We start from the raw sequence: 25635 nt of genomic DNA, 5'->3' as shown, positions 1-25635 counted from the left end.
GCCCGCGCCGAGCCGCGCCGTGCCCGCTCCGCGCGGTGCCGTGCCCCTGCGGCGCCGCCTTCCAAGCCGCGCCGCCTTCCAAGCCGCGCCGCCTTCCGGGCCCGGCCGCCTCCCCGCCCTAGATCCGCGGTCGGATCAGCGCGGCCGGCGCGGTGGCGGCGGCCGCCTGGCGCGCGCCGCGCGGCGCGGGCTCCTCCGGCGGCGTCTCGGCGGCGCGCTGCAGCGCGCTGGCCAGCAGCGCCAAGTCGGTCGGCCCGTTGCCGAGTTCGCGGACCTGGCGGCGCGCCGGCGGGTCACCCATCCGCTCCCACTCCAGCGGCACCACGGTCGGCCGCAGCGTCGCGGTACGCGGGATGCGCGCGCTGACCCGGGCGGCCTGGAACGGCGTCACCGCGCCGCCGGGGCGCCGTAGATAGCCGCGCCCGGGCACCGCGTCGTCCAGCCCCGCCGGGTCCTCGACGTGCACCAGCAGGGCCGCCGACTCCGGGTCCGCGGTCCGCAGCGCTATCCGCAGCCGGGCCCGTTCGTCGGTGTCGGTGCCCGCGGTGCGTTCGGGGCGGCCGGTCGCGGCGAACAGGTGCACGCCGAGCCGTTCGCCGTCCCGCGCCACCGCTTCCAGCGCCCGCACCACGCTGCCCGCGGACGGCCGTCCGGGACTGCCGAGGCCCGGCGCCACGAGCGCGTCGAAGTCGTCCACGACGACGACCAGGCGCGGGAGTACGGGCACGGGCCGCGCGGCCGCACCCGGCCCGGAGCCGGTCGAAGCGGAACCGGCGGAGCCGGGAGAACGGGCCGAACCCGCGGCACCGGCCGAACCCGGGGCACCGGCGGAACCGGAGACCGAACCCCTCGAACCTGTCGCGGAGTCGGCCGAGCCCTGACCTCCCCTGCGCCCGCCCTGGTGCGGCACCATCCCCGCCATCGCGCCCCTGCTGTGCCACGCCGCGAAGTCCTCGCCGCCGAGCACCTCGGCCCGCCGCTTCAGTTCCGCGCTCAGCGCCTGCGCGAACTCCCGCATCCGCACCGGGTCCGTGGCCACCAGATGCGTGGAGACGTGCGGCAGGTCGGCGCAGGAGGCCAACCCCTCACCGCGCTCCGCCCCGGCCCCGTCCACCAGCACCAACGCCAGCCGCTCCGGCCGGTCCGCCGCCGCCAGCGCGGCCACCAGCGAACGCAGCAGCTCCGTCTTCCCCGTGCCGGGCGCGCCCCCGACGATCGCGTGCGGCCCCTCGGCCACCAGGTCGACGGCCACCCGGCCGCCCGCCCCCACCCCGATCACCGCGGCCGCACCCCCGGCCGTCCCGGGCGCCTCGCCCCACCGCGCCGCGATCCGGGCGGGCGTCGCGATCGCGAGGTCGAGCTCGTCCAGCAGCCGAACGGTGGTCGGCAGCACATGCCGTGACGGTACGTCCACCGATCCGGCGTCGGCCTCCCGCAGCGGTGCCAGCGCCCGCGCGAAGTGCTCGGCCCACACCGCGGACACCGCGTCCAGCACTATCGTGCCGTCCACCGGCGCCGCCGGGTACGTGCCCGCGCCCGCCCCCGCGCCGTACGTCCCCGAGGCCGCCTCCAACCGCAGCGTGGTCGCCACGTCGCCCGACACGTGGGCCACCACACCGCCCTGGACGGCGGGGCGTTCACCGGTCTCGGCGAGGCACAGCACGTGGATGCCGGCCGACGGTCCGGCCGTCGATATGCGGGTCAGGGCGTCGCGCAGGGCCGCGGAACCGGGGTCGCCGTCGAGGACGAGAAGCGTGTACGGGCCGTCGTGGCGGGCCGCGGCGGCGGTGACGGCGGACTCCGGCGCGGTCGCCCACCCGGGCCCGAGCGGGCCGGACTCCAGCCGCCGGACCAGCTCGGAGGTGCGGGCCTCGGCCTGGTCGCGGTCGAAGGCGAGCAGCAGCCGGCAGTCCTGGCCGTGCGCGGGCCGCAGGTGCGGCAGCCAGTTCAGCCAGGACCACTCCTCGGTGCGCTCGTCCGCGCCCCGGGTGCGGTCCGCGCTGACCAGCACCACCTCCAGCACGGCGGGGGAGTGCAGCGCGCACAGCTGCGCGAGCACCGCCCTGCCCAGCCCGGCCAGCCGCGGCCGGGGACCGGCCAGGGTCAGCGCCGAGGTGGCGGGGGCCCGCAGGTCCACGGTGTACGGGGCGCCGCGCAGCAGCCCGGTGCCGTCCGGTGCCGGCAGGTCGGCGGTGCCGAGGCGTACGGTCAGCGCGTCCGGGTGGGTGGGGGCGCGCTCCCACAGCCGGCGGCCCGGGCCGAGCACGGTCAGCAGGACCGCCGCCGGGTCGGGCCAGCGCTCGCGCAGCGCCTCCGCGGCGGCGGGGTCGTCCGCGGCCGTCTCGGGCCCGGCGTCGTCGGGCGCCTGGCGACCGCCGGCCAGCCGCCTGGCCCACGCTCCTATGGCGCCGACGACCCCGGCGCGCGGTGGCTCGTCGAGTTCGCGGCGGTTCCGCTCGCCGGTGGCGCGCCGGGAGCTGTCCACGGCGGGCGGCTCGGCGGGCGGCCACGCCGCGCCCCCGAGAGTCTCCGGGCCGCGGTCGTGGCCGCTGTGACCGCCAGGGCCGCCGTCACCGGCGAAGCCGCCGTAGCCCCCGTAGCCGTCGCCGTCGGCGCCGCCGGGAACGGCGTCACCGTCCGGTCCACCCCTGCCCGCAGCACTCGGAGCACCGTGCGGACCGTCGCCGCGGACTTCTTCGTACGGTCCCGGTCCCGCGGCCGGCCGCTTGGCGCCGGCCGAACCCCTGGTCCCCGGCTCCGCGCCGCTCTCGGGCCCGCCGTCCCCGCCGCGCGGCGCCACCCGCAGGTGCCCCTCGCTGTCCACGGCGGTCGACAGCGGCGGGGGAGCGGCCGGGCGGGCCCGGGTGAGGCGGAGCGTGGACTCGCCGATCCGCAGCAGTTCGCCGGGCGGGAACGGCAGCGGGTGGGCGCCGACCGGGCGGCCGGACAGCGTGGTGCCGTTGGTCGAGCCGAGGTCGGCGACGGTGACCGTGCCGTCTGCGCCGACCGCGATCTCGCAGTGCAGCCGTGACACGTCGGGGTCGTCGAGCGGCACGTCCGCGTCGGCGGAGCGGCCGACACCTGCCTGCCCGCCCTGGAGCAAGTGCACGCCGCCCGCGTCGGGACCGCCCACCACATGCAGCGTGGCGAGGTCGGCGGGCGGCCTGCCGTACTGCCCGAAGCGGCCGTACTGGCCGTGGTCGCCTTGTTGCTCGGCAGGGGCGTGCAGGGAGATCAGCGCGCCGTCCACGAGGGGCGGGACGCCGAGGACCGCGGTGGGGGCGAGCCGGCCGGTGCCCGCGTACAGCACCACGGAGCTGCCCGAGGAGCGGCCGCCGGGCTGGGCCGAGCCGGCCGCCGAGGCCAGGGCGCCCGCGACGGTGCTCAGCGCGGTGCCCGCGGGAGCGGTGACGAGCACGTCACAGCCGCGGGCTGCCCGGCCGCTGCCGCGCGGCCCGAGGACGGTCAGCCGGATCTGCATCTCGTCCGCGGTCCCTTCTCCCCGTGGCGCGGGTGCGCGCAGGGAAGATGCTCCCCGCCCGCGCCCGCACCTCGACGTACACCTACGCGGTCACGCGCGCAGTGGCCCGACGGACGCGCGTACGCGGTGACTTGACCCCTGCATCCTCCCACCCCTCGGTGACAGTTCGCCCCCGCCCCGACGATCTTGGCTCCCCGGGGTGCGCTTGGTGCGGCCGGAGGCCGCAGGCCCTGCCTCTGCGGTGGGTGTGCCGGGACCATCGGCCGGTGGGTGGCTGGTCGCTCCGTTCTCCCCCGGAGCTTCGCCTGGGAGGTGCCCCCACGCGCCCCTGGAGGGTGAACGACTTCCGCGACGGTTCGCCAGGGTCCCTGACTCGGTGCCCTTTGCCCGGGGGAGGGGTGCGGCGCTGGCCGCGGAGGGTGCCGTGCGTACGGGGAGGGGGCGCAACCGTTGGGGCGCGGCGCAGCGTCTACCTGGGAATCCGGCACCCGGCGGCGGCAGGCTCTACGCTGGGCCGGACCGGGAAAGACCATCACGCAGCAGGGAGCGCATGACGTGCGGCCGGTAGGCAGCAAATACCTTCTGGAGGAACCGCTCGGACGCGGTGCCACCGGGACCGTCTGGCGTGCCCGGGTGCGCGAGGACGAGGGCACCCTGGTCGCGGTCAAGGTGCTCAAGGAGGAACTGGCCGGCGACCCGGACGTGGTGATGCGCTTCCTGCGCGAGCGCTCCGCCCTGCTGCGGCTGCGGCACCCGCACATCGTCCGGGTCCGCGACCTCGTGGTCGAGGGTGACCTGCTCGCGCTGGTCATGGACCTGATCGACGGCCCCGACCTGCACCGCTACCTGCGGGAGAACGGCCCGTTCAGCCCGATCGCCACCGCCCTGCTGACCGCGGCCGTCGCGGACGCGCTCGCCGCCAGCCACGCCGACGGCATCGTGCACCGCGACCTCAAGCCCGCCAACGTGCTGCTCGCCACCACCACCGGCGAGGACGGCGCCGAGCGGATGCACCCGATGCTGACCGACTTCGGTATCGCCCGGCTGGCCGACTCCCCGGGGGTGACCCGCACCCAGGAGTTCGTGGGCACACCGGCCTACGTCGCCCCGGAGTCCGCGCAGGGCCGCCCGCAGACCTCGGCGGTCGACGTGTACGGCGCCGGCGTGCTGATGTACGAGCTGGTCACCGGGCGTGCGCCCTTCCGCGGCGACTCCGCGCTGGAGGTGCTGCACGCCCACATGACCGACCAGGCCGAGCGCCCCGGCAACGTGCCGGAGCCGCTGTGGACCGTGATCGAGCGCTGCCTGCGCAAGAACCCCGATCAGCGGCCCAGCGCGGAGAACCTGGCGCGGGCGCTGCGGGTGGTCGCCGCGGGCGTGGGGGTGCACGCCAGCCCGGCGCAGGCCGAGGCGGCACTCGGCGTGGGCGCGCTGCTCGGCCCCGAGGCCGACCCGGCGCTGGTGCCGGGCACCGGTGATCCCGCGGCTGCCGGAGCCTTCGGCGACGCCGAGCCCACCCAGGTGCTGCCGGCCGGCAGCACGGCGTACGACCCGAACGCGACGACCGGCGTGCTCGACTCGGACCGCTATCGCGGGGCCGTGGACGCCGCCGATGCCGCGAACGCCGCTGACGCGGCGGGTGTGGCCGGCGCCGCCGACGGCACCCGTGTCCTGCCCGCCTCCGAGGCGCAGGGCCCGCCGCAGGCCCAGGGCCCGCACCCGTGGGAGTCCCAGCTCAGCGCCGCCCGCCACCGCAACGAGCAGACCGAGGTCCGCCAGGTCCCGCCGGAGATGGACCCGCTCTACCGCCGCCCGGTGCGCAGGGCACAGCAGCAGCAGCCCCCGCAGCAGTCGCAACCCCCGCAGCAGTACGGCGGCGCCCGGCCGTACCCCCAGCAGGGCAACCCGGGACAGGCCGGCCCGTACGGCTACCCGCAGCAGCAGCCCCAGCAGCAGCGGCCCCAGCAGCAGCGCTACCAGCCGCCGCCGCAGAACTACGAGCCCCAGCGGTACGAACCGCAGCGCCCGCCCGCTCCGGCGGCGCCCGCGCGGGGGCACGAGCCGCGCGAGCCGCGGCGCGGCGCGAACCCGATGAAGATCCCGGGCCTGGGCTGCCTGAAGGGCTGCCTGATGGTGATCCTCGTGCTCGTGGTCATCTTCGTCGTGGTCTGGTACACCACGCCGCTGCCCGACTGGGTGAACAGCACCCGCAACCTGTGGGACGCGACGTCGAGTTGGGTCAACAGCGCGTGGGACAAGATCTCCGCGATCACCGGCGACTCCGGTGGCGGCTCCGGCAGCAACTGACCGTTCCGAAAGCCCGCCGCAGCCCGTCCCGCCGCAGCCCGTCCCGGCTCGGCCTGACCCGGCCTCACCCTGCCCGTCCCTGCCCGGCCTTGCCCGTCCCGAGGGTGTCCCGCCGCACCCTCGGGACGGCCCGCATCCGCCCGATTCGCCTCCTGGGTTGGGGATTTGTCGACTTCCAGAGGGTGATTTCTCCGGCAGAACGCCTCCTCACCGGCCGTGGGCGTCCCGAACAGCCGTCGAGCCGCGTAGCTTTGTCGCCAACACGAGCCATCACGCGGTGCCCCACGGCGTCCCGGTCCCACCCGACGCCCGCGACACTCGGCAACGCGGCGGACCGTCGGAGGAGTCGGAGCAGCCTTGGCCAGGAAGATCGGCAGCCGGTACACCGCCCACCAGGTGCTGGGGCGCGGTTCGGCGGGCACCGTGTGGCTCGGCGAGGGACCCGAAGGCCCGGTCGCCATCAAGCTGCTGCGCGAGGACCTCGCCTCCGACCAGGACCTGGTGGGCCGGTTCGTGCAGGAGCGCACCGCGCTGCTGTCGCTGGACGACCCGCACATCGTCGGCATCCGCGACCTCGTGGTCGACGGCACCGACCTCGCCCTGGTGATGGAGCTGGTGCGCGGCACCGATCTGCGCTCCCGGCTGGAGCGCGAGCGCCGCCTGCTGCCCGAGGCGGCCGTCGCGATCGCCTCCGACGTCGCCGACGGCCTGGCCGCCGCCCACGCGGGCGGTGTCGTGCACCGGGACGTCAAGCCCGAGAACGTGCTGCTCGACTCGGCCGCGGTCCCCGGCCCCGGCGGCGCGCCGCCCGCGCTGCTCACCGACTTCGGCATCGCCCGCCTCGTGGACACCCCGCGCCGCACCCGCGCGACCCGGATCATCGGCACCCCCGACTACCTCGCCCCCGAGATCATCGAGGGCTTGCCGCCGCGCGCGTCCGTCGACATCTACGCCCTGGCCACCGTGCTCTACGAACTGCTGGCCGGCTTCACGCCGTTCGGCGGCGGCCACCCCGGCGCCGTACTGCGCCGGCACGTCACCGAGACCGTGCAGCCGCTGCCCGGAGTGCCCGAGGAGCTGTGGCAGATCCTCGCGCAGTGCCTGGCCAAGGCGCCCGCGTCCCGGCTGAAGGCGAGTGAACTGGGCGCGCGGCTGCGGGAGTTGCTGCCGGACCTGGCCGGGCTGCCGGCGCTGGACGTGGCCGCGCCCGGCGCGGAGGGCGAGCCGGAGCGGGCCGGCGGGGTGTACGACGACGCGGACGAGCCGGTGGTCGGCGCCGGCTTCGGCGCCGACCCCGACCAGGGCCTGACCCGGCCCGGCGACGACCCCGGGGGCCGCCCGGCGCGGGACCGCAGGCGCGGCGCCGTGCCGCTGGTGCGCGGGGCCGCCCCGGACTCCAGCCGCGACACCCACACCAGCATCAAGCTGCCCACCGCCGAGGAACTGGCGGGCTTCGGGGCCGAGGCCGCACGCTCCGGGCGCCCGGGCCGGGCCGGCCACGCCGACGGCGCGGGCGCCGCGACGGGTCCGGCCGGCAGCGCGGGAGGCGGCGGGAGCGGCGCAGGACGCGGTCGCGCCTCCGCGGCCGACCGCCCGGCCAGCCCCCGGCACCGCTCGGTCTCCGACGCCGTACGCCAGCGGCGGATCAAGCTCGCGGCAGCCGCCGCGGCCGCGCTCGCCGTCGCCGGGCTCGGCGGCTGGGGCATCGCCTCGGCCGGCTCCCCCGACCACGGCGGCCACCCGGGCCCAGGCGGCACCTCCCGCGACGACAAGGGCCCCTCGACCGACTCCGGCTCCGGCTCCGACACGGCCCACGGCGCCAACGCCGGCCACGGCACCCCGGCCGCCCCCACCGGGGGCGCCGACTCCCCGCAGGGCCGCACCGGCGCCCCGGTCGACCTGCCGAAGTGGTCCGCCTTCCGCGACGCGCCCGCCGCCGGGGTGCGGCTCACCGGCGGCCCGCGCACGCTCGTCGTCGGCGGCGACACGTACGTCTTCGCCCGCGGCACCGACAAGAACGTCTGGTACCTGGTCCGGGACGGCTCGGGCTACGGCGCCTGGCACAAGCTCACCGGTATAAGCGTCGACGCCGACCCGGCCGTGGTGTCCGCCGGGCCCGGGTCGATCGACCTGTTCGCCCTGGGCACCGACGGCCTGCTCTACCGCCGGACCCTGACCGGCGGCTACTGGAAGCCCTGGCTCCAGGTCGACGAGCGCACCCACTTCGACGCGGCGCCCGCGGCCGCCTCCTCCGCGCCCGGCCGGATCGACCTGGTCGGGCGGGTCGGCGGCGACCTCGTCACCGCCTCCCTGGTCGACGGCCGCTGGAACGCCTGGGCGCTGGTCCCGACGGCCGGCCGGATCACGTACGGGCCCGCGCTGGTCTCCTCCGCCCGCGGCACCCTGGACGCGTTCGTCGTACGCAAGGCGGACGGCGCGGTGCTCCGGCTGTCGTTCTCCGACGGCGCGTGGCGGCCCGCCAAGGTGCTCGCCCACCTCACGGGCGACGTGCGCCCGGACGCGCTGGCCACCGGCGGCCACCTCTACGTGTTCGCCGCCGCCGCCATGATCGACGCGGCGAACGCCGCGAGCGCGAGCGGCGCCGAGCCGGCCGGTGATCTGCTGCTGCCCCACGGCGCCTCCGGACCGATCGGCGCGAGCGCCTCCGCCCACACACTCGACCTCTACGTGGTGACCGCCCAGGGCCGGCTGTCCCGTGCGACGGCCGCCGCATGACCGCCCCGCGACCGAAAACCGCCCATCACCCGACCAGCCGGTAGGCTGGACCCCGTGGCGATCGTCGACGTTTCCGAAGAACTGAAGTCTCTCTCCTCCACCATGGGGTCGATCGAGGCCGTGCTCGACCTCGACCGGATGCGGGGGGACATCGCCGCGCTCGAGGAGCAGGCCGCGGTGCCCTCGCTCTGGGACGACCCGGAGAACGCGCAGAAGGTCACCAGCCGGCTCTCGCACCTCCAGGCGGAGCTGCGCAAGGTCGAGACGTTGCGCGGCCGGATCGACGACCTCGCGGTGCTCTTCGAACTCGCCGAGGCCGAGGACGACGCCGACACCCGCACCGAGGCCGAGGCCGAGATGGAGCAGGTCCGCAAGGCGCTGGACGAGATGGAGGTCCGCACCCTGCTCTCCGGCGAGTACGACGCCCGTGAGGCGCTGGTCAACATCCGCGCCGAGGCCGGCGGTGTCGACGCGGCCGACTTCGCCGAGCAGCTCCAGCGGATGTACCTGCGCTGGGCCGAGCGGCACGGCTACCCCACCGAGGTCTACGAGACGTCGTACGCGGAGGAGGCCGGCATCAAGTCGACCACCTTCACCGTCAAGGTCCCCTACGCCTACGGCACCCTCTCCGTCGAGCAGGGCACCCACCGCATGGTCCGCATCTCTCCCTTCGACAACCAGGGCCGCCGGCAGACCTCCTTCGCCGGCGTCGAGGTGCTGCCCGTCGTCGAGCAGTCCGACCACGTCGAGATCGACGAGTCCGAGCTGCGCGTCGACGTCTACCGCGCGTCCGGCCCCGGCGGCCAGGGCGTCAACACCACGGACTCCGCGGTCCGCATCACCCACCTGCCGACCGGCATCGTGGTCTCCTGCCAGAACGAGCGCTCGCAGATCCAGAACAAGGCGAGCGCGATGAACGTCCTCCAGGCCAAGCTGCTCGAACGGCGCCGCCAGGAGGAGCAGGCCCTGATGGACTCGCTCGGCAAGAGCGACGGCGGCAACTCCTGGGGCAACCAGATGCGTTCGTACGTCCTGCACCCGTACCAGATGGTGAAGGACCTGCGCACCGAGCACGAGGTCGGCAACCCGCAGGGCGTCCTCGACGGCGACATCGACGGGTTCATCGAGGCGGGCATCCGCTGGCGCAAGTCCCGCGAGAAGGCCGACGCGTAACGCCTTGCGGGCAACGGCAGTTGCGTCTCCCGTGTCACAGTGCTGTACGGAACTGACGGGCACAGGCGGGCAATTCGCCCAAGGTGTGCGTAACGACCTTGACGGTGCTGGGCAAAGTCGCAAGGGTGTTGCGCGGCATGCGCATGTTTATGAGGTGTGAGCGTTTGGGGGCGGGCGCATCCGGGCCCCAGTGGCACCGCACTCCGCATGGCTGCGCATCCCTAAGCAGACATCTGATGGGGGTACTTGAGACATGACCAAGCGCAACACACGGCTGCGCGTCACACGCATAGCCGCAGCGGCCGTGATCGCGGCCGGCGCCTCCCTGACGGCCGTGGGTGCGGCCCAGGCGGCCTCCCAGCCCAGCAGCACCCCGAGCGTGAAGCCGGCCAGCTCGCTGGATCTCATCGGTGGCATCACCAGCGGTGTGACCAACGGTGGCATCACCAGTGGGGTGACCAACGGTGGCACCACCGGCGGTGACACGACCACTTCGGGCGGGGACACCACGTCCGGCGGCGACACCACCTCGGGCGGCGACACCACGTCCGGCGGCGACACGACCACGTCCGGTGGCGACACCACCTCGGGTGGCGACACGACCACGATCGGGGGTGACACCACCTCGGGCGGGGACACCACCTCGGGCGGCGACACCACGTCCGGTGGGGACACCACGTCGGGTGGCGACACGACCACGTCCGGTGGTGACACGACCACTTCGGGTGGCGACACCACGACCGGTGGCGACACCACGTCGGGCGGGGACACCACCACTTCGGGTGGTAACACCGGTGGCAACACCGGCGGTACCAGCTCGACCGGTGGCGGCAACTCCGGTGGCTCCTCCAGCACCGGTGGCTCCTCCAGCAGCGGCGGTTCGTCCACCTCCGGCGGCGGTTCGTCCACCTCCGGCGGTGGCTCGTCCACCTCGGGCGGCAACGACAACACCTGCACCCTGACCGGCGACAGCGTCGACTGCGGCAACAACGCCAGCACCGACAACCAGCAGGTCCAGCAGGGCAAGACCACCTCGCAGCTCGCCGAGACCGGCTCCAGCGGGACCACCTTCATGATCATCGGTGCAGCGACCCTGATCGCGGGCGGTGTCGGCTTCCGGCTGACCCCGCGCCTGATCAACCGCGGCGGCGGCGACGGCGCCGCGGCCTGACGGTCGCAGCAGCACGAACAGGCGGGCCCGGGGCGCTCAGCGCCCCGGGCCCGCCGGTGTCTGTCTGTCCGTATCCGTGTGCCCGCCGTGCGGGCGGGTGTCACGCGGTGGCGTGCTCCACGACGATGACCACTGCCAGAAGCGCCACCAGGAGTGCTATCAAGGTGGCGGGGGATATCGTCGACCAGCCGCCCTGCTGTTCCATGCGCGCGCGGTTCGCGCGGCAGACCGGACAGCGGCCCTCGCTCACGGGGCCGGCGCAGTTGGCACACACCAGTCGGTCGAACGTCATCGCGCTCTCCTTTTCCGTCCGGTGAACGCCCCCGGTCATGAAATCGTTCCCTGGGCTCGACGCGTCTACTCCGTGCCCGCCCCGTGGCTTCCATTTGTGCCGCGGTGTCCTGACAACGTGCACACCATCTACTGTGCCAGGTTCCGCCCGGAAGGGCGCCCCGAGGGCGTCATCGCGGGCCCGGAACCGGCGGTCTGGAGAGGGGTCGCGCGGCGGCGGGATCGCGGTGCGGAAGGGGGCGATGACGGGTTTGTCCGAGTGTGCCCTGTGGTCCGGGCCACCAACCGCTCACCGCGACTGCGCGGGCCTCGCCGGGTCGCGTAGTGTCGCCTCCACATCCCCTATCCGGCCCTACCCCAAACCCCGATCCCGCAACCCCTGGTGCCAACGTGATCCGTTTCGACAGCGTCACCAAGACCTACCCCAAGCAGAACCGTCCCGCACTTCGGGATGTCTCGCTGGAGATCGAGAAAGGGGAGTTCGTCTTCCTGGTGGGCTCGTCGGGCTCAGGGAAGTCGACCTTCCTGCGACTCATCCTCCGCGAAGAGCGCACGGACACCGGCATGGTGCACGTCCTGGGCAAGGACCTCGCCCGGCTGTCGAACTGGAAGGTCCCGCAGATGCGGCGCCAACTCGGCACCGTCTTCCAGGACTTCCGGCTGCTGCCGAACAAGACCGTGGCCGAGAACGTGGCGTTCGCGCTCGAAGTGATCGGCAAGCCGCGCGGCACCATCCGCAAGACCGTGCCCGAAGTGCTCGACCTGGTGGGTCTGGCCGGCAAGGACGACCGGATGCCCGGCGAGCTGTCCGGCGGTGAGCAGCAGCGGGTGGCGATCGCCCGCGCCTTCGTCAACCGCCCGATGCTGCTGATCGCCGACGAGCCGACCGGAAACCTCGACCCGCAGACGTCGGTGGGCATCATGCGTCTGCTGGACCGGATCAACCGGACCGGCACCACCGTGGTGATGGCCACCCACGACCAGAACATCGTCGACCAGATGCGCAAGCGCGTCATCGAACTCGAGAAGGGGCGACTGGTCCGCGACCAGTCGCGCGGTGTGTACGGCTACCAGCACTGACTGGGCCGGCCCGCTCGCACCAACCCTCCGGAAGGAACCCCGACCCCCATGCGTGTCCAGTTCGTTCTGTCGGAGATCGGCGTCGGTCTCCGCCGGAACCTCACGATGACCCTTGCCGTCGTCATCTCCGTGGCGCTCTCCCTCGCCCTCACCGGCGGTGCCCTGCTCGTGAACAAGCAGGTCGACGCGATGAAGGGCTACTGGTACGACAAGGTCGAGGTCAGCGTCTACCTCTGCAACAAGAACGACGCGGCCACCACGCCCAACTGCGCCGCCGGTCCGGTGACCGACGACCAGAAGGCCCAGATCCTCGCCGACCTGAAGAAGCTGCCGGTCGTCAAGAAGATCTACTACGAGACGGCCGAGGGCGCGTACAAGCACTACAAGGAGCAGTTCAAGTCCAACAAGCAGCTCGCCGACTCCATCACGCCGGACCAGATGGAACAGAGCTACCAGGTCAAGCTGAAGGACCCGACGAAGTTCGAGGTGGTGGCGAGCGCCTTCAACGGGCGCAAGGGCGTGCAGTCGGTGGAGGACCAGCGCAAGGTGCTGCAGAACCTCTTCGACCTGCTCAACGGCATGACCCGGGTCGCGTACGTGGTGCTGGCGTTCATGCTCACCGTGGCGATGCTGCTGATCATCAACACCGTACGGGTGTCCGCGTTCTCCCGGCGCCGGGAGACCGGGATCATGCGGCTGGTGGGCGCGTCGAGCTTCTACATCCAGATGCCGTTCATCATGGAGGCCGCCTTCGCGGGGCTGGTCGGCGCGGGACTCGCGTGCGTGATGCTGCTCGGCGGACGGTACTTCCTGATCGACGCGGGCCTCAGACTCCAGGACAAGATCCCCTTGGTGTCCTTCCTCGGCTGGGGGCCGGTGGTGCAGGTGCTCCCGCTGGTGCTGCTGATCGGCGTGGTGATGCCAGCGTTCGCGGCGTTCATCGCACTGCGCCGCTATCTGAAGGTCTGAGCAACTGAGCGGCTGACGCTTCGGGCGTCGGCCGACGCTCCGGGCGGCAGACGCCCGGAGGTTCGTACGGCGGGGCGGCGGTGCCCCGGGGCCGGGTCCGTTCGCGGGCCTGCGGTCCCGGGGCGCCGCCGTCCGCGGTTGCGGCGGCCCCCGGTCGGGTGTAGCCGCAACTTCCCGTGTGCGTACGCTTTCTGCCCTAGACTTCCGGCCATGTCCGGCCCGTCGTTGTTCGGGACGCCCCGCCGCTGGCGCCGCGGGGCCACCTTGACATTGGTGTGCGGCGCGATGCTGGCCACCGGCGCGGCGGCGAGCAGCCTCACCGGTGTGGACGCACAGGGCCGCAGGAACGGCCACGAGGTCGCCTCGGCCCCGGCCGGCGCCGCACGGACCGCCGGCGGCGCGCCCTCGGGCGGCGCCACGGGTAAAGGTTTCGGCTCCCCCGGCAGCGGCGTGACGGGCAGCGGAAGCACCGACGACGGGCGCGGCGGCGGTGGCGCCCCGACGGCCACGGCCGGCGGGGGCAAGGACCCCGCGGCGGACACCGGCCGCATCAGCCGGGAACCCGACTCCGGCGCCCCCGGCTCCGACGCCGCGCAGCAGCTCGTCAGCCGCAGCGGCGACCGCTGGTCGTCGTTCTACACCGCCCAGGAGTACGCGGGCTTCCAGCAGGCGCTGAACGGGCGGTACGTCGGGACCGGCGTCTCCGTGCGCCGGATCGACGGCGGCCGCATCCAGATCGCCAAGGTCCAGGCCGGCAGCCCCGCCGACCGGGCCGGGCTGCGCGGCGGCGACGTGCTGGCCGCCATCGGCGACACCCGATGTACCGGCCTGCCCGTCACCGAGGTCGTCGCGGACCTGCGCGGCGACAACGTGCCGGGCAGCCCCGTCACCCTCGACGTGGAACGCGGCTCGCGCGACTGGACGGTCGCGGTGCACCGCGCGACCCTCGCCACCGAGGCGGTCACCGTCACCCGGCAGCAGGACGGCCCGACCGTGATCAAGGTCGACGCCTTCACCAAGGGGGTCGGCGAGCAGGTCGCGGCGGCGGTCAAGGGCTCCGACCACGGCGTCCTGCTCGACCTGCGCGGCAACTCCGGTGGCCTGGTCACCGAGGCGGTCGCCACCGCGTCGGCCTTCCTCGACGGCGGCCTGGTCGCCACGTACGACGTGCACGGACAGCAGCAGGCGCTCTACGCGGCGGCCGGCGGCGACACCGCGGTGCCGCTGGTGGTGCTGGTCGACGGCGGCACCATGAGCGCGGCCGAGATGCTCTCCGGCGCGCTCCAGGACCGGGGCCGGGCGGTCGTGATCGGTTCGCGCACCTTCGGCAAGGGCTCGGTGCAGATGCCCACCACCCTCGCGGACGGCTCGGTCGCCGAGCTGACCGTCGGGCACTACCGGCTGCCGGACGGCCGTACCGTCGACGGCAAGGGCATCACCCCTGACGTGGTCGTCTCCGGCGGGCAGGACCCGGTCGCCGCGAGCCGCGAGGTATTCGCTGGCCTCGGTGCCCCCTCCTAGTGGGAGAATGGCCCCGCTATGGCTAAAGAGACGGGTCGCAAGATCATCGCGCAGAACAAGAAGGCGCGGCACGACTACCTCATCCTCGACACGTACGAGGCGGGGCTGGTCCTCACCGGCACCGAGGTGAAGTCGCTGCGGATGGGCCGCGCGTCACTGGTGGACGGCTTCGCCCAGCTGGAGGGCGGCGAGGCGTACCTCTACAACGTGCACATCCCCGAGTACACGCAGGGGACCTGGACGAACCACTCGGCACGCCGCAAGCGGAAGATGCTGCTGCACCGCGCGGAGATCGACAAGCTCGACCAGAAGTCCCAGGAGAGCGGGCACACCGTGATCCCGCTGGCGCTGTACTTCAAGGACGGCCGGGTGAAGGTCGAGATCGCCCTCGCCAGGGGCAAGAAGGAGTACGACAAGCGGCAGACGCTGCGGGAGAAGCAGGACCGGCGCGAGACGGACCGCGCGGTCTCCGCGGCACGGCGCAGGCAGCGCGCCTGATCCGTGGGAATGCGCTGGCCCCGTGGTGCGTTCTGCCACTACACTGGTGAACGCGGGGACAGCGACGCTGGACCGGCACCGAACCGCCGGGTGACCGGCGGTGCACCTTGAAAACACCACATGGGGATGATCGGTTTCGACTGGGGATGTCGAAGCAGGGGAAGCGAGCCGAGGAAGCGGCAATGATCTCGTTAACCATATGCCGAAACCAATAATCGCCAATTCCAAGCGCGATTCCTCCGCCTTCGCTCTCGCTGCCTAATTAGCAGCTAGCGAAGACTCTGCGGAGTGTCAGCCCGGGGGTGTTCCCGACCCGGACCCTGGCATCATTCAGGGGACTCAACCGCCGAGCCCGGCCACGGGGCACGGCGGGAAATCTCACAGTGGCTGGGCCCGTCGGTAGCTTGTCCGCGTGACTGCCGGGGCCGAGAAAAGCACAGCGGACTGCGCTCGGAGAAGCCCTGGTTCCGCACCACAGGACGCGGGTTCGATTCCCGCCATCTCCACTCATCCCATGCGACAAGGCGACGTCGCCCGCGAAAGCGGGCCGCGTCGCCTTTGTCGTTTTCGGGCCGCCCGGGTCGTATACCGGTGGGCGGCCGGAGGCGGTGCGCGGGGGAGCGGGTGCGGGGTAATGCGGGGTGGGCGGCGATGGGCGTAACACCCGGGAAATCCGGGCGAACCGCATGCGTCACCCTGGATGGGGAGGATGGTCCTCCCGGGGACAGCAGCGAGGTGGGACAGCGATGGATGCGGACTCCGAACCGAACGGTGCGGCCGGCGGGGTGCCGCCGCTCGCCGGGTTCACCGTCGGGGTGACCGCCGCCCGTCGTGCGGACGAACTGGCCACGCTGCTGGAGCGGCGGGGCGCGGTGGTGCTGCGGGCGCCGAGCCTGCGGATCATGCCGCTCGCCGACGACACGGAACTGCTGGCGACCACCAAGCGGCTACTGGACGACGCGCCGGACGTCGTGGTCGCCACCACCGCGATCGGCTTCCGCGGCTGGCTCGAGGCGGCCGACGGGTGGGGGCTCGGTGAGGCGCTGCTCCGGCGGCTCGCCGAGACCCGGGTGTTCACCCGCGGTCCGAAGGTGCGCGGCGCGGTCCGCGCGGCCGGGCTCGCCGAGGCGTGGTCGCCGGCCTCCGAGTCGATGGCCGAGGTGCTGGAGCAGTTGCTGGCCGAGGGCGTCGAAGGGCGGTGCGTCGCCGTCCAGTTGCACGGCGAACCGACGGCCGGGTTCGACGAGGCGCTGCGGTCGGCCGGGGCGCGGGTGGTGGCCGTGCCGGTCTACCGGTGGATGCCCCCGGAGGACCTGGGGCCGGTCGACCGGCTGCTCGACGCGGTGTTCGCGGGCGGGGTCGACGCGGTGAGCTTCACCTCCGCGCCCGCGGTCACCTCGCTGCTGAAGCGGGCGGAGCAGCGCGGGCGCCTCGACGATCTGCTGCGGGCGTTCCGGGGGGAGGTACTGGCCGCGTGCGTGGGGCCGGTGACGGCCCTTCCGCTCCAGGAGCGGGACGTTCCGACTCTGCAGCCCGAGCGGTTCCGGCTGCTGCCGCTCGTGCAGGTGCTCGCGCGTGAACTGCCCGCGCGGGTCCACCCGTTGCCGGTGGCCGGGCACCGCGTCGAGGTGCGCGGGCATGCGGTCCTCGTCGACGGTCTGCTTCGGCCGGTGCCCCCGGCCGGGATGGCGCTGCTGCGCGCGCTGGCCCGCCGGCCGGGGTGGGTGGTCGGCCGCGGTGAGCTGCTGCGGGTGCTGCCCGGGGCCGGGCGCGACGAACACGCCGTCGAGACGGCGGTGGCGCGGCTGCGTACCGCCCTCGGGGAGCCGCGGTTGGTGCAGACCGTGGTGAAGCGGGGGTATCGGTTGGCGCTGGACCCCCCGGGCTGACCCGTCCCGCCGGTCCCGGGACCACCCCCTGGTGGTGGGTACGGCGTCCCGCCGTCACGGTTCCGCCACGTCCCCGGCCGCAGCCCGGTGGCCTGCTGGTCGCGCAGTTCCCCGCGCCCCTGGGGGTGAGCCTCCTTCCGCGGAGTGAGCCGCACAAACCCAGGGCGCTGGGGGTACTCCCCCTGGCTCCGCCGGGGGCACCCCCACCCAGGCGGAAGCTCTGGGGGAGGAACTGCGCGCTCAGCAGGCCACGAGCCGGTGGTCGGGAACGAGACGGGCACCGTAGCCGCGCGTGGCCGAAGGGGCGCGGGGAACTGCGCGGCAAGCCCACCACCGGGGGAAGGCCGGTACGAGACGGAACCGTGGCGGCGGGACGGGTAGCGGCTCCTCCCCCGGAGGGGCACCCTGGGGTGGGAGGTGCGGGTGGATGCGGTTTGACGGGGGCCGGGTGTGTCTGGATCTGGCGGCCACGAAGGAGCACGGGCAGGCGGAGACCGCGGACGAACTGCGGGACACCGCGCAGCTGAGCCGGTGGCTGTACGGCGCGGGCCTGGTCCCCGCGGCCACCGCGATACCGGTGGAGAGCGGGTGGCTGCCCCACTTCCATGAACTGCGCGCACTGCTGCGGCGGCTGGTGGCGTGCGAGGTGGACGGCGACGCGCCGGCCCCGGACGACATCGCCGCGCTCAACCATTTCGCGCGCCCCGCGCCCCCCGCACCCGCGGCCGTACCGGAGCCGCGTACCGAGCCCCGTACGGCGACGCATACGGCGACGCGGAAGCCGCCGCAGAAGGAGACGGAGCCGGCCGTCGCGCTGTCGAGGCGGCTCGCCGCACCTCCCACCTGGGAATCCCTCGCCTCCGTCGTGGCCCGGGACGCCGTGGACCTGCTCACCGACCCGGTCGCGCGGGACCGGCTGCGCCGCTGCGAGGGCGAGCGCTGCCACCGCGTCTACCTCGACACCTCGCGCGGCCGGCGCCGCCGTTGGTGCAGCAGCGAGGTGTGCGGGAACCGGGAACGGGTCGCCCGGCACCGCCGCCGCACCACCCTCGCCGGCACCCAGGGCTGACCCGGCGGTGGGCACGGCCGGCGGGCCCGGCGCACGTCGGGTCCGCCGCGGGCGCGCGCCCGGGTGGGCACGGGCGCGCAGGTCGCGTACGGTTGCAGGCTGCCCCACGCACGGACGCGCACGGGGCGTCGCACAGCAGAAGGGGGTCCTGCGTGGCCGCGCAGACCGCAGCACCGGGGGTCCGGGACCAGGAGATCGCCGCGGAGCAGGCGCACCTGGACCGGGTGTACAGCCGCTTGGAGGAGAAGATCCACGAGGCGGAGTTCCTGATGAGCGACGCCGCCAAGCGCGGGCAGGTCGGCACGCCCGGCGCGCTGGCCGAACGCGACGCGCAGGTCTTCCGCGCGGGCGTCCACCTCAACCGCCTCAACAGCGAGTTCGAGGACTTCCTCTTCGGCCGGATCGACCTGCTGCCCGGCAAGGACGGCAAGAAGGGCGCGGACGGGGCGTACACCTCGATCGAACCCGCCGACGACGCGATCCGCGCCGACGGCGCCGCGGACATCGCCGAGACCCTGCACATCGGCCGGATCGGCGTGCTCGACGCGGAGTACGCCCCGCTGGTGATCGACTGGCGGGCGCCGGCCGCCGCGCCCTTCTACCGCTCCACGCCGGTCGCGCCCGGCCGGGTGGTGCGCCGCCGGGTGATCCGCTCCAAGGGCCGCCGGGTGCTCGGCGTCGAGGACGACCTGCTGCGCCCGGAGCTGACCACCGGGCTGCCGGTGGTCGGCGACGGCGCGCTGATGGCGGCGCTCGGCCAGGCGCGTACGCACAGCATGCGCGACATCGTCTCCAGCATCCAGGCCGAGCAGGACCTGGTGATCCGGGCCCCCGCCGCGTCCGTGACCGAGGTGTCCGGCGGCCCCGGCACCGGCAAGACCGCGGTGGCCCTGCACCGGGCCGCGTACCTGCTCTACCAGGACCGCCGCCGCTACTCCGGCGGCATCCTGTGCGTGAGCCCCACCCCGCTGCTGGTCGCGTACACCGAGGGCGTCCTGCCGTCGCTCGGTGAGGAGGGCCAGGTCGCGATCCGCGCGGTCGGCTCGCTGGTCGACGGCGTGACGGCGGAGCTGTACGACGACCCGGCGGTGGCCCGGATCAAGGGTTCGCTGCGGATGCTGAAGGTGCTGCGCAACGCGGCCCGCGGCTGCCTGGAGCTGCCGCCGGACCCCGCTGCGGGCGGCGGCGCGAGCCCGCAGGGCGGGCGGCTGCGGGTGGTCGCCTTCGGCCGCCGGGTGGAGCTGGAGGCGAACGAGCTGAACGCGGTGCGCCAGCAGGTGCTGGGCGGCACCACCCCGGTCAACCTGCTGCGCCCGCGCGCCAGACGGCTGCTGCTGGACGCGCTGTGGCGCAAGACCGGCCGCCGGTTCGACGACCCGGACCTCGCCGCGCAGGAGCGCGCGGGCTTCGACGAGGACATCAGCACCGAGCCGGATTTCATGGAGTTCCTGGACGCCTGGTGGCCGGTGCTGGAGCCGGTCCGGGTGCTGGCCGCGCTCGCCGACGACAAGCGGCTGGCCCGCTGGGCCCGCCGGGTGCTCAGCCCGCCGGAGGTGCGCCGGGTGGCCAGGTCGCTGCGGCGGGCCGGCACTTCGGTGCACGACGTGGCGCTGCTGGACGAGCTGGACACGCTGCTGGGTTCGCCGCCCCGGGAGAAGCGCCGCGAGGTCGATCCGCTCGACCAGCTCACCGGGCTGGAGGAGTTGATGCCGCAGGCGAGCGCCGAGACCCGCAGGGAGCGGGCGGAGCGGCTGGCGCGGGAGCGTACCGAGTACGCGCACGTGATCGTGGACGAGGCGCAGGACCTCACGCCGATGCAGTGGCGGATGGTCGGCCGGCGCGGCCGCACCGCCACCTGGACGATCGTCGGTGACCCGGCGCAGAGTTCGTGGACGGACGTCGACGAGGCGGCCCGGGCGCGTGACGAGGCGCTGGGCACCCGTCCGCGCCGCCGGTTCACCCTCACCGTCAACTACCGCAACCCCGCGGAGATCGCCGAAGTCGCCTCCACCGTGCTGGCGTTGGCGATGCCCGGCAGCCCGTCGCCGCGCGCGGTCCGCTCCACCGGGATCGCGCCGCGCTACGACGTGGCCGGCGAGGATCTGGGCGCCGACGTGCGGGCCGCCGCGCGGCGGCTGCTCGGCGAGGTGGACGGCACCGTCGGGGTCGTGGTGGCGATGAACCGCCGCGCGCAGGCCCGGCGTTGGCTGGACGGGCTCGGCGACCGGGTGGTCGCGCTGGGCAGCCTGGAGGCCAAGGGGCTGGAGTACGACGCGACGGTCGTGGTCGGGCCGGCGGAGATCGCGGAGGAGTCCCCGGCGGGGCTGCGCACCTTGTACGTCGCCCTGACGCGGGCCACGCAGCGCCTCACGGTGCTGGCGGTGCCCGCGGACCTGCCCGACGCGGCAGGCGTGCCGGATCTGTTGCGGGCGGACTGAGCCCGGCCGCGGCGCGCCCGGGCGGACCGGACCCGGCCGGGCGGCGCGCGGACCGGGCCGCGCCGGCCGGACGCACATCGGGCGCCCCCTTCGCCGAAGGGGGCGCCCGAATGACGCTGGTGACACCGACCCGCCATGCTCGCCTCGCGGCAAGTGGGCGCTCGAAGCGCCTAAGGTTGGGCCCGGGGGCTTGGATCGAGTCGGTGCCGTACCCAGGCTAACAAACCCTCCTGCGAACCTCTTCCCGCAGGCCGGAATTGGTCGTCCGTCACCCGCCCGCCACGTGTTCTTCCGCCGCTGTGCACCCCGCGCGTGGCCTGCTCCCGTATCGCGGAAGTACGATTCCACTACTGTGAGCGGGTTTACGCGTACCCGCCGGTAGGTGCGACCATCACGAGAATCCCTCAGGCAGGAACCGGAAGAAGGCAGTCATGGCAACGGCGCCAAGCGTCTCGTACTCGATCACGGTACGGCTGGAGGTCCCCGCCAGCGGGGGCGCGGTCGGCCGGCTCACCACCGCGGTCGAGTCCTCCGGCGGGTCGGTCACCGGCCTGGACGTGACCGCCTCGGGCCACGAGAAGCTGCGCATCGACGTCACCATCGCGGCCAGTTCCACCGACCACGCCGCCGAGATCGTCAGCAAGCTGCGCTCGATCGACGGCGTGACCATCGGCAAGGTCTCCGACCGTACGTTCCTGATGCACCTCGGCGGCAAGATCGAGATGCAGTCCAAGCACCCCATCCGCAACCGTGACGACCTGTCGATGGTCTACACGCCCGGTGTGGCGCGGGTCTGCATGGCCATCGCCGAGAACCCCGAGGACGCCCGCCGGCTGACCATCAAGCGCAACTCGGTCGCCGTGGTCACCGACGGCTCCGCGGTGCTGGGTCTGGGCAACATCGGGCCGAAGGCGGCGTTGCCGGTGATGGAGGGCAAGGCGGCGCTGTTCAAGCGGTTCGCCGGGATCGACGCGTGGCCGCTGTGCCTGGACACCCAGGACACCGACGAGATCGTGGCGATCGTCAAGGCCATCGCGCCGGGCTTCGCGGGCATCAACCTGGAGGACATCTCCGCGCCGCGCTGCTTCGAGATCGAGGCGCGGCTGCGCGAGGCGCTGGACATCCCGGTCTTCCACGACGACCAGCACGGCACCGCGATCGTGGTGCTCGCCGCGCTGACCAACGCGCTGCGCTGCGTCGGCAAGCAGATCGGCGACCTGCGGGTGGTCATGTCGGGCGCGGGCGCGGCCGGCACCGCGATCCTCAAGCTGCTGCTGGCGGCCGGGGTGAAGCACGCGGTGGTCGCCGACATCCACGGCGTGGTGCACGCCGAGCGGGACGACCTGAAGGACGCCGGCCCCGAGACCGCGCTGCGCTGGATCGCCGAGAACACCAACCCCGAGGGCGCCACCGGCACCCTCAAGGACGCCGTGGTGGGCGCCGACGTGTTCATCGGGGTCTCCGCGCCGAACCTGCTGCAAGGCGCGGACATCGCCCGGATGGCCGAGGGCGCCATCGTTTTCGCGCTGGCCAACCCCGACCCCGAGGTGGACCCGGCCGAGGCGCGCGAGACGGCCGCCGTGGTGGCCACCGGCCGCAGCGACTTCCCGAACCAGATCAACAACGTGCTGGTCTTCCCGGGCGTCTTCCGCGGCCTGCTGGACGCGCAGTCCCGCACCGTCAACACCGAGATGATGCTGGCCGCCGCACGTGCGCTGGCCTCGGTCGTCGGCGACGACGAGCTGAACCCGAACTACATCGTGCCGAGCGTCTTCAACGACAAGGTGGCCGGCGCGGTCGCGGACGCGGTCAGGAACGCGGCCAAGGCGGTCACCCCGGAGCGCGGAAACGGATTCCCAGCGTCGACCCTCTGACGACAGCGCGTGATGCTCTCGCCCCAGGGTGCCGCCGCCTGGCCTCTCCCAGCGCTTTTTCCGCGACTCGCGCGGGCAGGCGATTGGCTTTCCCCCCATATATGGGGGCAGGATGCACACCTGGGCGGTGAGGCACACAGCAAAAGCTTCGGCTCGCGCCCCCATGGCAGCAAGAACACGGGAGTACAGATATGAACCGCAGTGAGCTGGTGGCCGCGCTGGCCGACCGCGCCGAGGTGACCCGCAAGGACGCCGACGCCGTGCTGGCCGCGTTCGCCGAGACCGTCGGTGAGATCGTGGCCAAGGGTGACGAGAAGGTCACCATCCCCGGCTTCCTGACCTTCGAGCGCACCCACCGCAGTGCCCGCACCGCGCGCAACCCGCAGACCGGTGAGCCGATCGAGATCCCGGCAGGCTACAGCGTGAAGGTGTCCGCGGGTTCCAAGCTGAAGGAAGCCGCCAAGGGCAAGTGAGCCCGGTGGTGCAGTAGCACCGAAACGCCGAGGGCGGCCGCCTCCTGAGGGAGGCGGCCGCCCTCGGCGTCTGCCGGGCCGGCAGGGGCCCGCAGCCGCCATACCGGCCGGGCCGGGCTCCGTACCGGCGGCATACGGCTCGCACGGCCTGTACGGGGGCGCTGCGGGCCGTACGAAGGCTCGGGTCGGGGCTCCAGCGGCGGGACCGGGGCCCACGGCTCCGGCCACGGCTCGGGTCGGGCTCTCAGGCCACCTCGGCGGCCCCGCTGTCCGGCAGCGGCGGAAGCTCGATGTCGGCGCCCAGCCCCTGGAGCTTCGCCAGGAAGTTCTCGTAGCCGCGGTTGATCAGGCTGATCCCGTGCACCCGCGAGGTGCCCTGCGCGGCCAGCGCCGCGATCAGGTACGAGAAGCCGCCGCGCAGGTCGGGGATGACCAGGTCGGCGCCCTGGAGCTTGGTCGGCCCCGACACCACCGCGGAGTGCAGGAAGTTGCGCTGCCCGAACCGGCAGGCGCTGCCGCCCAGGCACTCGCGGTAGAGCTGGATGTGCCCGCCCATCTGGTTGAGCGCCTCGGTGAAGCCCAGCCGGGACTCGTAGACCGTCTCGTGCACGATCGACAGCCCCGACGCCTGGGTGAGGGCCACCACCAGCGGCTGCTGCCAGTCGGTCTGGAAGCCCGGGTGCACGTCGGTCTCCAGCGCGATGGCCTTCAGCGGGCCGCCCGGGTGCCAGAAGCGGATGCCCTCGTCGTCGATCTCGAAGGCGCCGCCGACCCGGCGGAAGGTGTTCAGGAAGGTCATCATCGAGCGCTGCTGCGCGCCGCGCACGTAGATGTCGCCCTCGGTGGCCAGCGCCGCGCTCGCCCAGGAGGCGGCCTCCAGCCGGTCCGGGATGGCCCGGTGGACGTAGCCGCCGAGGGAGTCCACGCCGGTGATCCGGATGGTGCGGTCGGTGTCCACCGAGATGATCGCGCCCATCTTCTGCAGCACGCAGATCAGGTCCTCGATCTCCGGCTCCACGGCGGCGTTGGTGAGTTCGGTCACCCCCTCGGCGAGCACCGCGGTCAGCAGCACCTGCTCGGTGGAGCCCACCGACGGGTACGGCAGCCTGATCCGGCAGCCGCGCAGCCGCTGCGGCGCCTCCAGGTACTGGCCGTCGGCGCGCTTCTCGATCGTGGCGCCGAACTTGCGCAGCACGTCGAAGTGGAAGTCGATCGGCCGGCCGCCGATGTCGCAGCCGCCCAGGCCCGGGATGAACGCGTGCCCGAGCCGGTGCAGCAGCGGGCCGCAGAACAGGATCGGGATGCGCGAGGAGCCGGCGTGCGCGTCGATGTCGGCCACGTTGGCGCTCTCCACCCGGCGCGGGTCCAGCACCAGCTCACCGGGCGCGTCGCCGCTCTCCACGGTGACGCCGTGCAGCTGGAGCAGGCCGCGCACCACCCGCACGTCGCGGATCTCGGGCACGCCCAGCAGCCGGCTCGGTTCGCTGCCCAGCAGGGCGGCCACCATGGCCTTCGGCACGAGGTTCTTCGCACCTCTGACCTTGATCTCGCCCTCCAGGGGGGTCCCACCATGGACAAGCAGCACATCGGCGATGTCGGTCATGGATCTCGCGATCTTCTTCAGAAGTCGTACGGGCTTCGGCGTGCACGGCCGCGGGTCTTTCGCCGCCGCGCGGGAACCAGAAGAGATGGTAATGCGCTTGACGGGTCCGCCTACCCCGCCGTTGACCCTCCGAACGGGCATCGGTTGGGGGATCATGTGCACCATGACCGAGGTGTCCTCGCTCACCGGACGACTGCTGGTGGCCACGCCGAAGCTCGCGGACCCCAACTTCGACCGGGCGGTGGTGCTCCTCCTCGACCATGACGCGGAGGGGTCGCTCGGCGTCGTCCTGAACCGGCCGACGCCGGTCGGCGTGGGCGACGTCCTGGAGTCGTGGGCGGCGCTCACCGTCGCCCCGCCGGTGATCTTCCAGGGCGGCCCGGTCTCGCTGGACTCCGCGCTCGGCCTGGCCGTCGTCCCCGGCGAGCCCGGTGCGGACGGCGACGAGGCGATCCTGGGCTGGCGCCGGGTGCACGGCGCGATCGGCCTGATCGACCTGGAGGCGCCGCCCGAGCTGCTCGCCGCGGAGCTGGGCTCGCTGCGGATCTTCGCCGGTTACGCGGGCTGGGGGCCGGGCCAGCTGGAGAAGGAACTGGCCGACGGCGCCTGGTACGTCGTCGAGTCCGAGCCGGGTGACGTGTCCGCGCCGGACCCGGAGAAGATGTGGCGGGCGGTACTGCGCCGGCAGCGCGGCAAGCTCGCGATGGTGGCCACGTATCCCGACGATCCCTCTCTCAATTAGGCTTGACGGTTATGAGCACTCTTGAGCCCGAGCGCGGGGCGGGCACCGGCACACTGGTCGAGCCGACTCCGCAGCTCTCCCACGGTGACGGCGACCACGAGCGCTACGCGCACTACGTCCAGAAGGACAAGATCATGGCGAGCGCGCTGGAAGGCACGCCCGTCGTCGCGCTCTGCGGCAAGGTCTGGGTCCCCGGCCGGGACCCGAAGAAGTACCCGGTCTGCCCGATGTGCAAGGAGATCTACGAGGGCATGCCGGCCGGCGGCGGCGCCAACGACAAGTCCGGCTCCGGCAAGTCCGGAAGGGGCGGCAACGGCTGA

At 73.6% G+C, this 25635-nt stretch carries 17 protein-coding genes, 1 other RNA gene and 1 pseudogene; 16 read left to right on the top strand and 3 right to left on the bottom strand.

Annotation, left to right across the window (positions count from 1 at the left end; genetic code table 11):
• Nucleotides 1–118: 118 nt before the first annotated feature.
• Nucleotides 119–3481 (bottom strand): FtsK/SpoIIIE domain-containing protein, encoded by a 3363-nt coding sequence (locus OG370_RS15510; protein WP_328464632.1) that lies wholly within the window; start codon nucleotides 3479–3481, stop codon nucleotides 119–121.
• 555 nt (nucleotides 3482–4036) lie between these two features.
• Here OG370_RS15510 and OG370_RS15505 point away from each other — a divergent pair.
• The 4 genes and pseudogenes from OG370_RS15505 to OG370_RS15490 all read left to right on the top strand — a co-directional run bounded on the left by OG370_RS15505 (nucleotide 4037) and on the right by OG370_RS15490 (nucleotide 10868).
• Complete coding sequence (locus OG370_RS15505) at nucleotides 4037–5788, top strand: serine/threonine-protein kinase (protein WP_328464630.1); 1752 nt, start codon at nucleotides 4037–4039, stop codon at nucleotides 5786–5788.
• A gap of 357 nt (nucleotides 5789–6145) precedes the next feature.
• Nucleotides 6146–7453, top strand: a pseudogene (locus OG370_RS15500) (serine/threonine-protein kinase); the annotation flags it as partial.
• A gap of 1125 nt (nucleotides 7454–8578) precedes the next feature.
• Nucleotides 8579–9697 (top strand): peptide chain release factor 2, encoded by a 1119-nt coding sequence (prfB, locus tag OG370_RS15495; protein WP_328464628.1) that lies wholly within the window; start codon nucleotides 8579–8581, stop codon nucleotides 9695–9697.
• A 253-nt stretch (nucleotides 9698–9950) separates the two neighbouring features.
• Nucleotides 9951–10868, top strand: coding sequence for a hypothetical protein (locus OG370_RS15490; protein WP_328464626.1), 918 nt, complete (start codon nucleotides 9951–9953; stop codon nucleotides 10866–10868).
• A gap of 100 nt (nucleotides 10869–10968) precedes the next feature.
• On the opposite strand, the gene OG370_RS15485 is transcribed toward OG370_RS15490, so the two are convergent.
• Nucleotides 10969–11160 carry a hypothetical protein gene (locus OG370_RS15485; protein ID WP_328464624.1) on the bottom strand — a complete coding sequence of 64 codons (192 nt, stop codon included), beginning with the start codon at nucleotides 11158–11160 and terminating at the stop codon, nucleotides 10969–10971.
• A gap of 389 nt (nucleotides 11161–11549) precedes the next feature.
• Here OG370_RS15485 and ftsE point away from each other — a divergent pair, with 389 nt between their 5' ends.
• The 10 genes from ftsE to OG370_RS15435 all read left to right on the top strand — a co-directional run bounded on the left by ftsE (nucleotide 11550) and on the right by OG370_RS15435 (nucleotide 22970).
• Nucleotides 11550–12239 carry a cell division ATP-binding protein FtsE gene (gene ftsE / locus OG370_RS15480; protein WP_328464622.1) on the top strand — a complete coding sequence of 230 codons (690 nt, stop codon included), beginning with the start codon at nucleotides 11550–11552 and terminating at the stop codon, nucleotides 12237–12239.
• A gap of 48 nt (nucleotides 12240–12287) precedes the next feature.
• A complete protein-coding gene (ftsX, locus tag OG370_RS15475) occupies nucleotides 12288–13208 on the top strand; it encodes a permease-like cell division protein FtsX (protein ID WP_328464620.1) in 921 nt (306 codons plus the stop codon).
• A gap of 210 nt (nucleotides 13209–13418) precedes the next feature.
• A complete protein-coding gene (locus OG370_RS15470) occupies nucleotides 13419–14729 on the top strand; it encodes a S41 family peptidase (protein ID WP_328464618.1) in 1311 nt (436 codons plus the stop codon).
• 18 nt (nucleotides 14730–14747) lie between these two features.
• The gene (gene smpB, locus OG370_RS15465) at nucleotides 14748–15227 is read left to right on the top strand and encodes an SsrA-binding protein SmpB (protein WP_328464616.1); all 480 of its coding nucleotides are present in this window, start codon (nucleotides 14748–14750) and stop codon (nucleotides 15225–15227) included.
• A 122-nt stretch (nucleotides 15228–15349) separates the two neighbouring features.
• Nucleotides 15350–15736: a transfer-messenger RNA gene (gene ssrA / locus OG370_RS15460) on the top strand.
• Between the two features lie 237 nt (nucleotides 15737–15973).
• Complete coding sequence (locus tag OG370_RS15455) at nucleotides 15974–17116, top strand: uroporphyrinogen-III synthase (RefSeq protein ID WP_328464614.1); 1143 nt, start codon at nucleotides 15974–15976, stop codon at nucleotides 17114–17116.
• 427 nt (nucleotides 17117–17543) lie between these two features.
• A complete protein-coding gene (locus OG370_RS15450; protein ID WP_328464612.1) occupies nucleotides 17544–18185 on the top strand; it encodes a CGNR zinc finger domain-containing protein in 642 nt (213 codons plus the stop codon).
• 152 nt (nucleotides 18186–18337) lie between these two features.
• Complete coding sequence (locus OG370_RS15445) at nucleotides 18338–20623, top strand: HelD family protein (RefSeq protein ID WP_328464610.1); 2286 nt, start codon at nucleotides 18338–18340, stop codon at nucleotides 20621–20623.
• A gap of 431 nt (nucleotides 20624–21054) precedes the next feature.
• Complete coding sequence (locus tag OG370_RS15440) at nucleotides 21055–22497, top strand: NAD-dependent malic enzyme (RefSeq protein WP_328464608.1); 1443 nt, start codon at nucleotides 21055–21057, stop codon at nucleotides 22495–22497.
• A 191-nt stretch (nucleotides 22498–22688) separates the two neighbouring features.
• Nucleotides 22689–22970 carry an HU family DNA-binding protein gene (locus tag OG370_RS15435; RefSeq protein ID WP_103888102.1) on the top strand — a complete coding sequence of 94 codons (282 nt, stop codon included), beginning with the start codon at nucleotides 22689–22691 and terminating at the stop codon, nucleotides 22968–22970.
• 244 nt (nucleotides 22971–23214) lie between these two features.
• Here OG370_RS15435 and murA read toward each other — a convergent pair whose 3' ends face one another.
• Nucleotides 23215–24573, bottom strand: coding sequence for a UDP-N-acetylglucosamine 1-carboxyvinyltransferase (murA, locus tag OG370_RS15430; protein WP_328464601.1), 1359 nt, complete (start codon nucleotides 24571–24573; stop codon nucleotides 23215–23217).
• A 154-nt stretch (nucleotides 24574–24727) separates the two neighbouring features.
• Here murA and OG370_RS15425 point away from each other — a divergent pair, with 154 nt between their 5' ends.
• Both OG370_RS15425 and OG370_RS15420 read left to right on the top strand, forming a co-directional pair.
• On the top strand, nucleotides 24728–25315 hold the full coding sequence (locus OG370_RS15425; RefSeq protein ID WP_328464599.1) for a YqgE/AlgH family protein: 588 nt from the start codon (nucleotides 24728–24730) through the stop codon (nucleotides 25313–25315).
• 11 nt (nucleotides 25316–25326) lie between these two features.
• On the top strand, nucleotides 25327–25635 hold the full coding sequence (locus OG370_RS15420; RefSeq protein ID WP_328464597.1) for a DUF3039 domain-containing protein: 309 nt from the start codon (nucleotides 25327–25329) through the stop codon (nucleotides 25633–25635).

Origin of the sequence: Streptomyces sp. NBC_00448 (assembly GCF_036014115.1) — a bacterium.
Taxonomy (GTDB): domain Bacteria; phylum Actinomycetota; class Actinomycetes; order Streptomycetales; family Streptomycetaceae; genus Actinacidiphila.
This window is presented reverse-complemented; position numbering and strand designations above follow the sequence as displayed.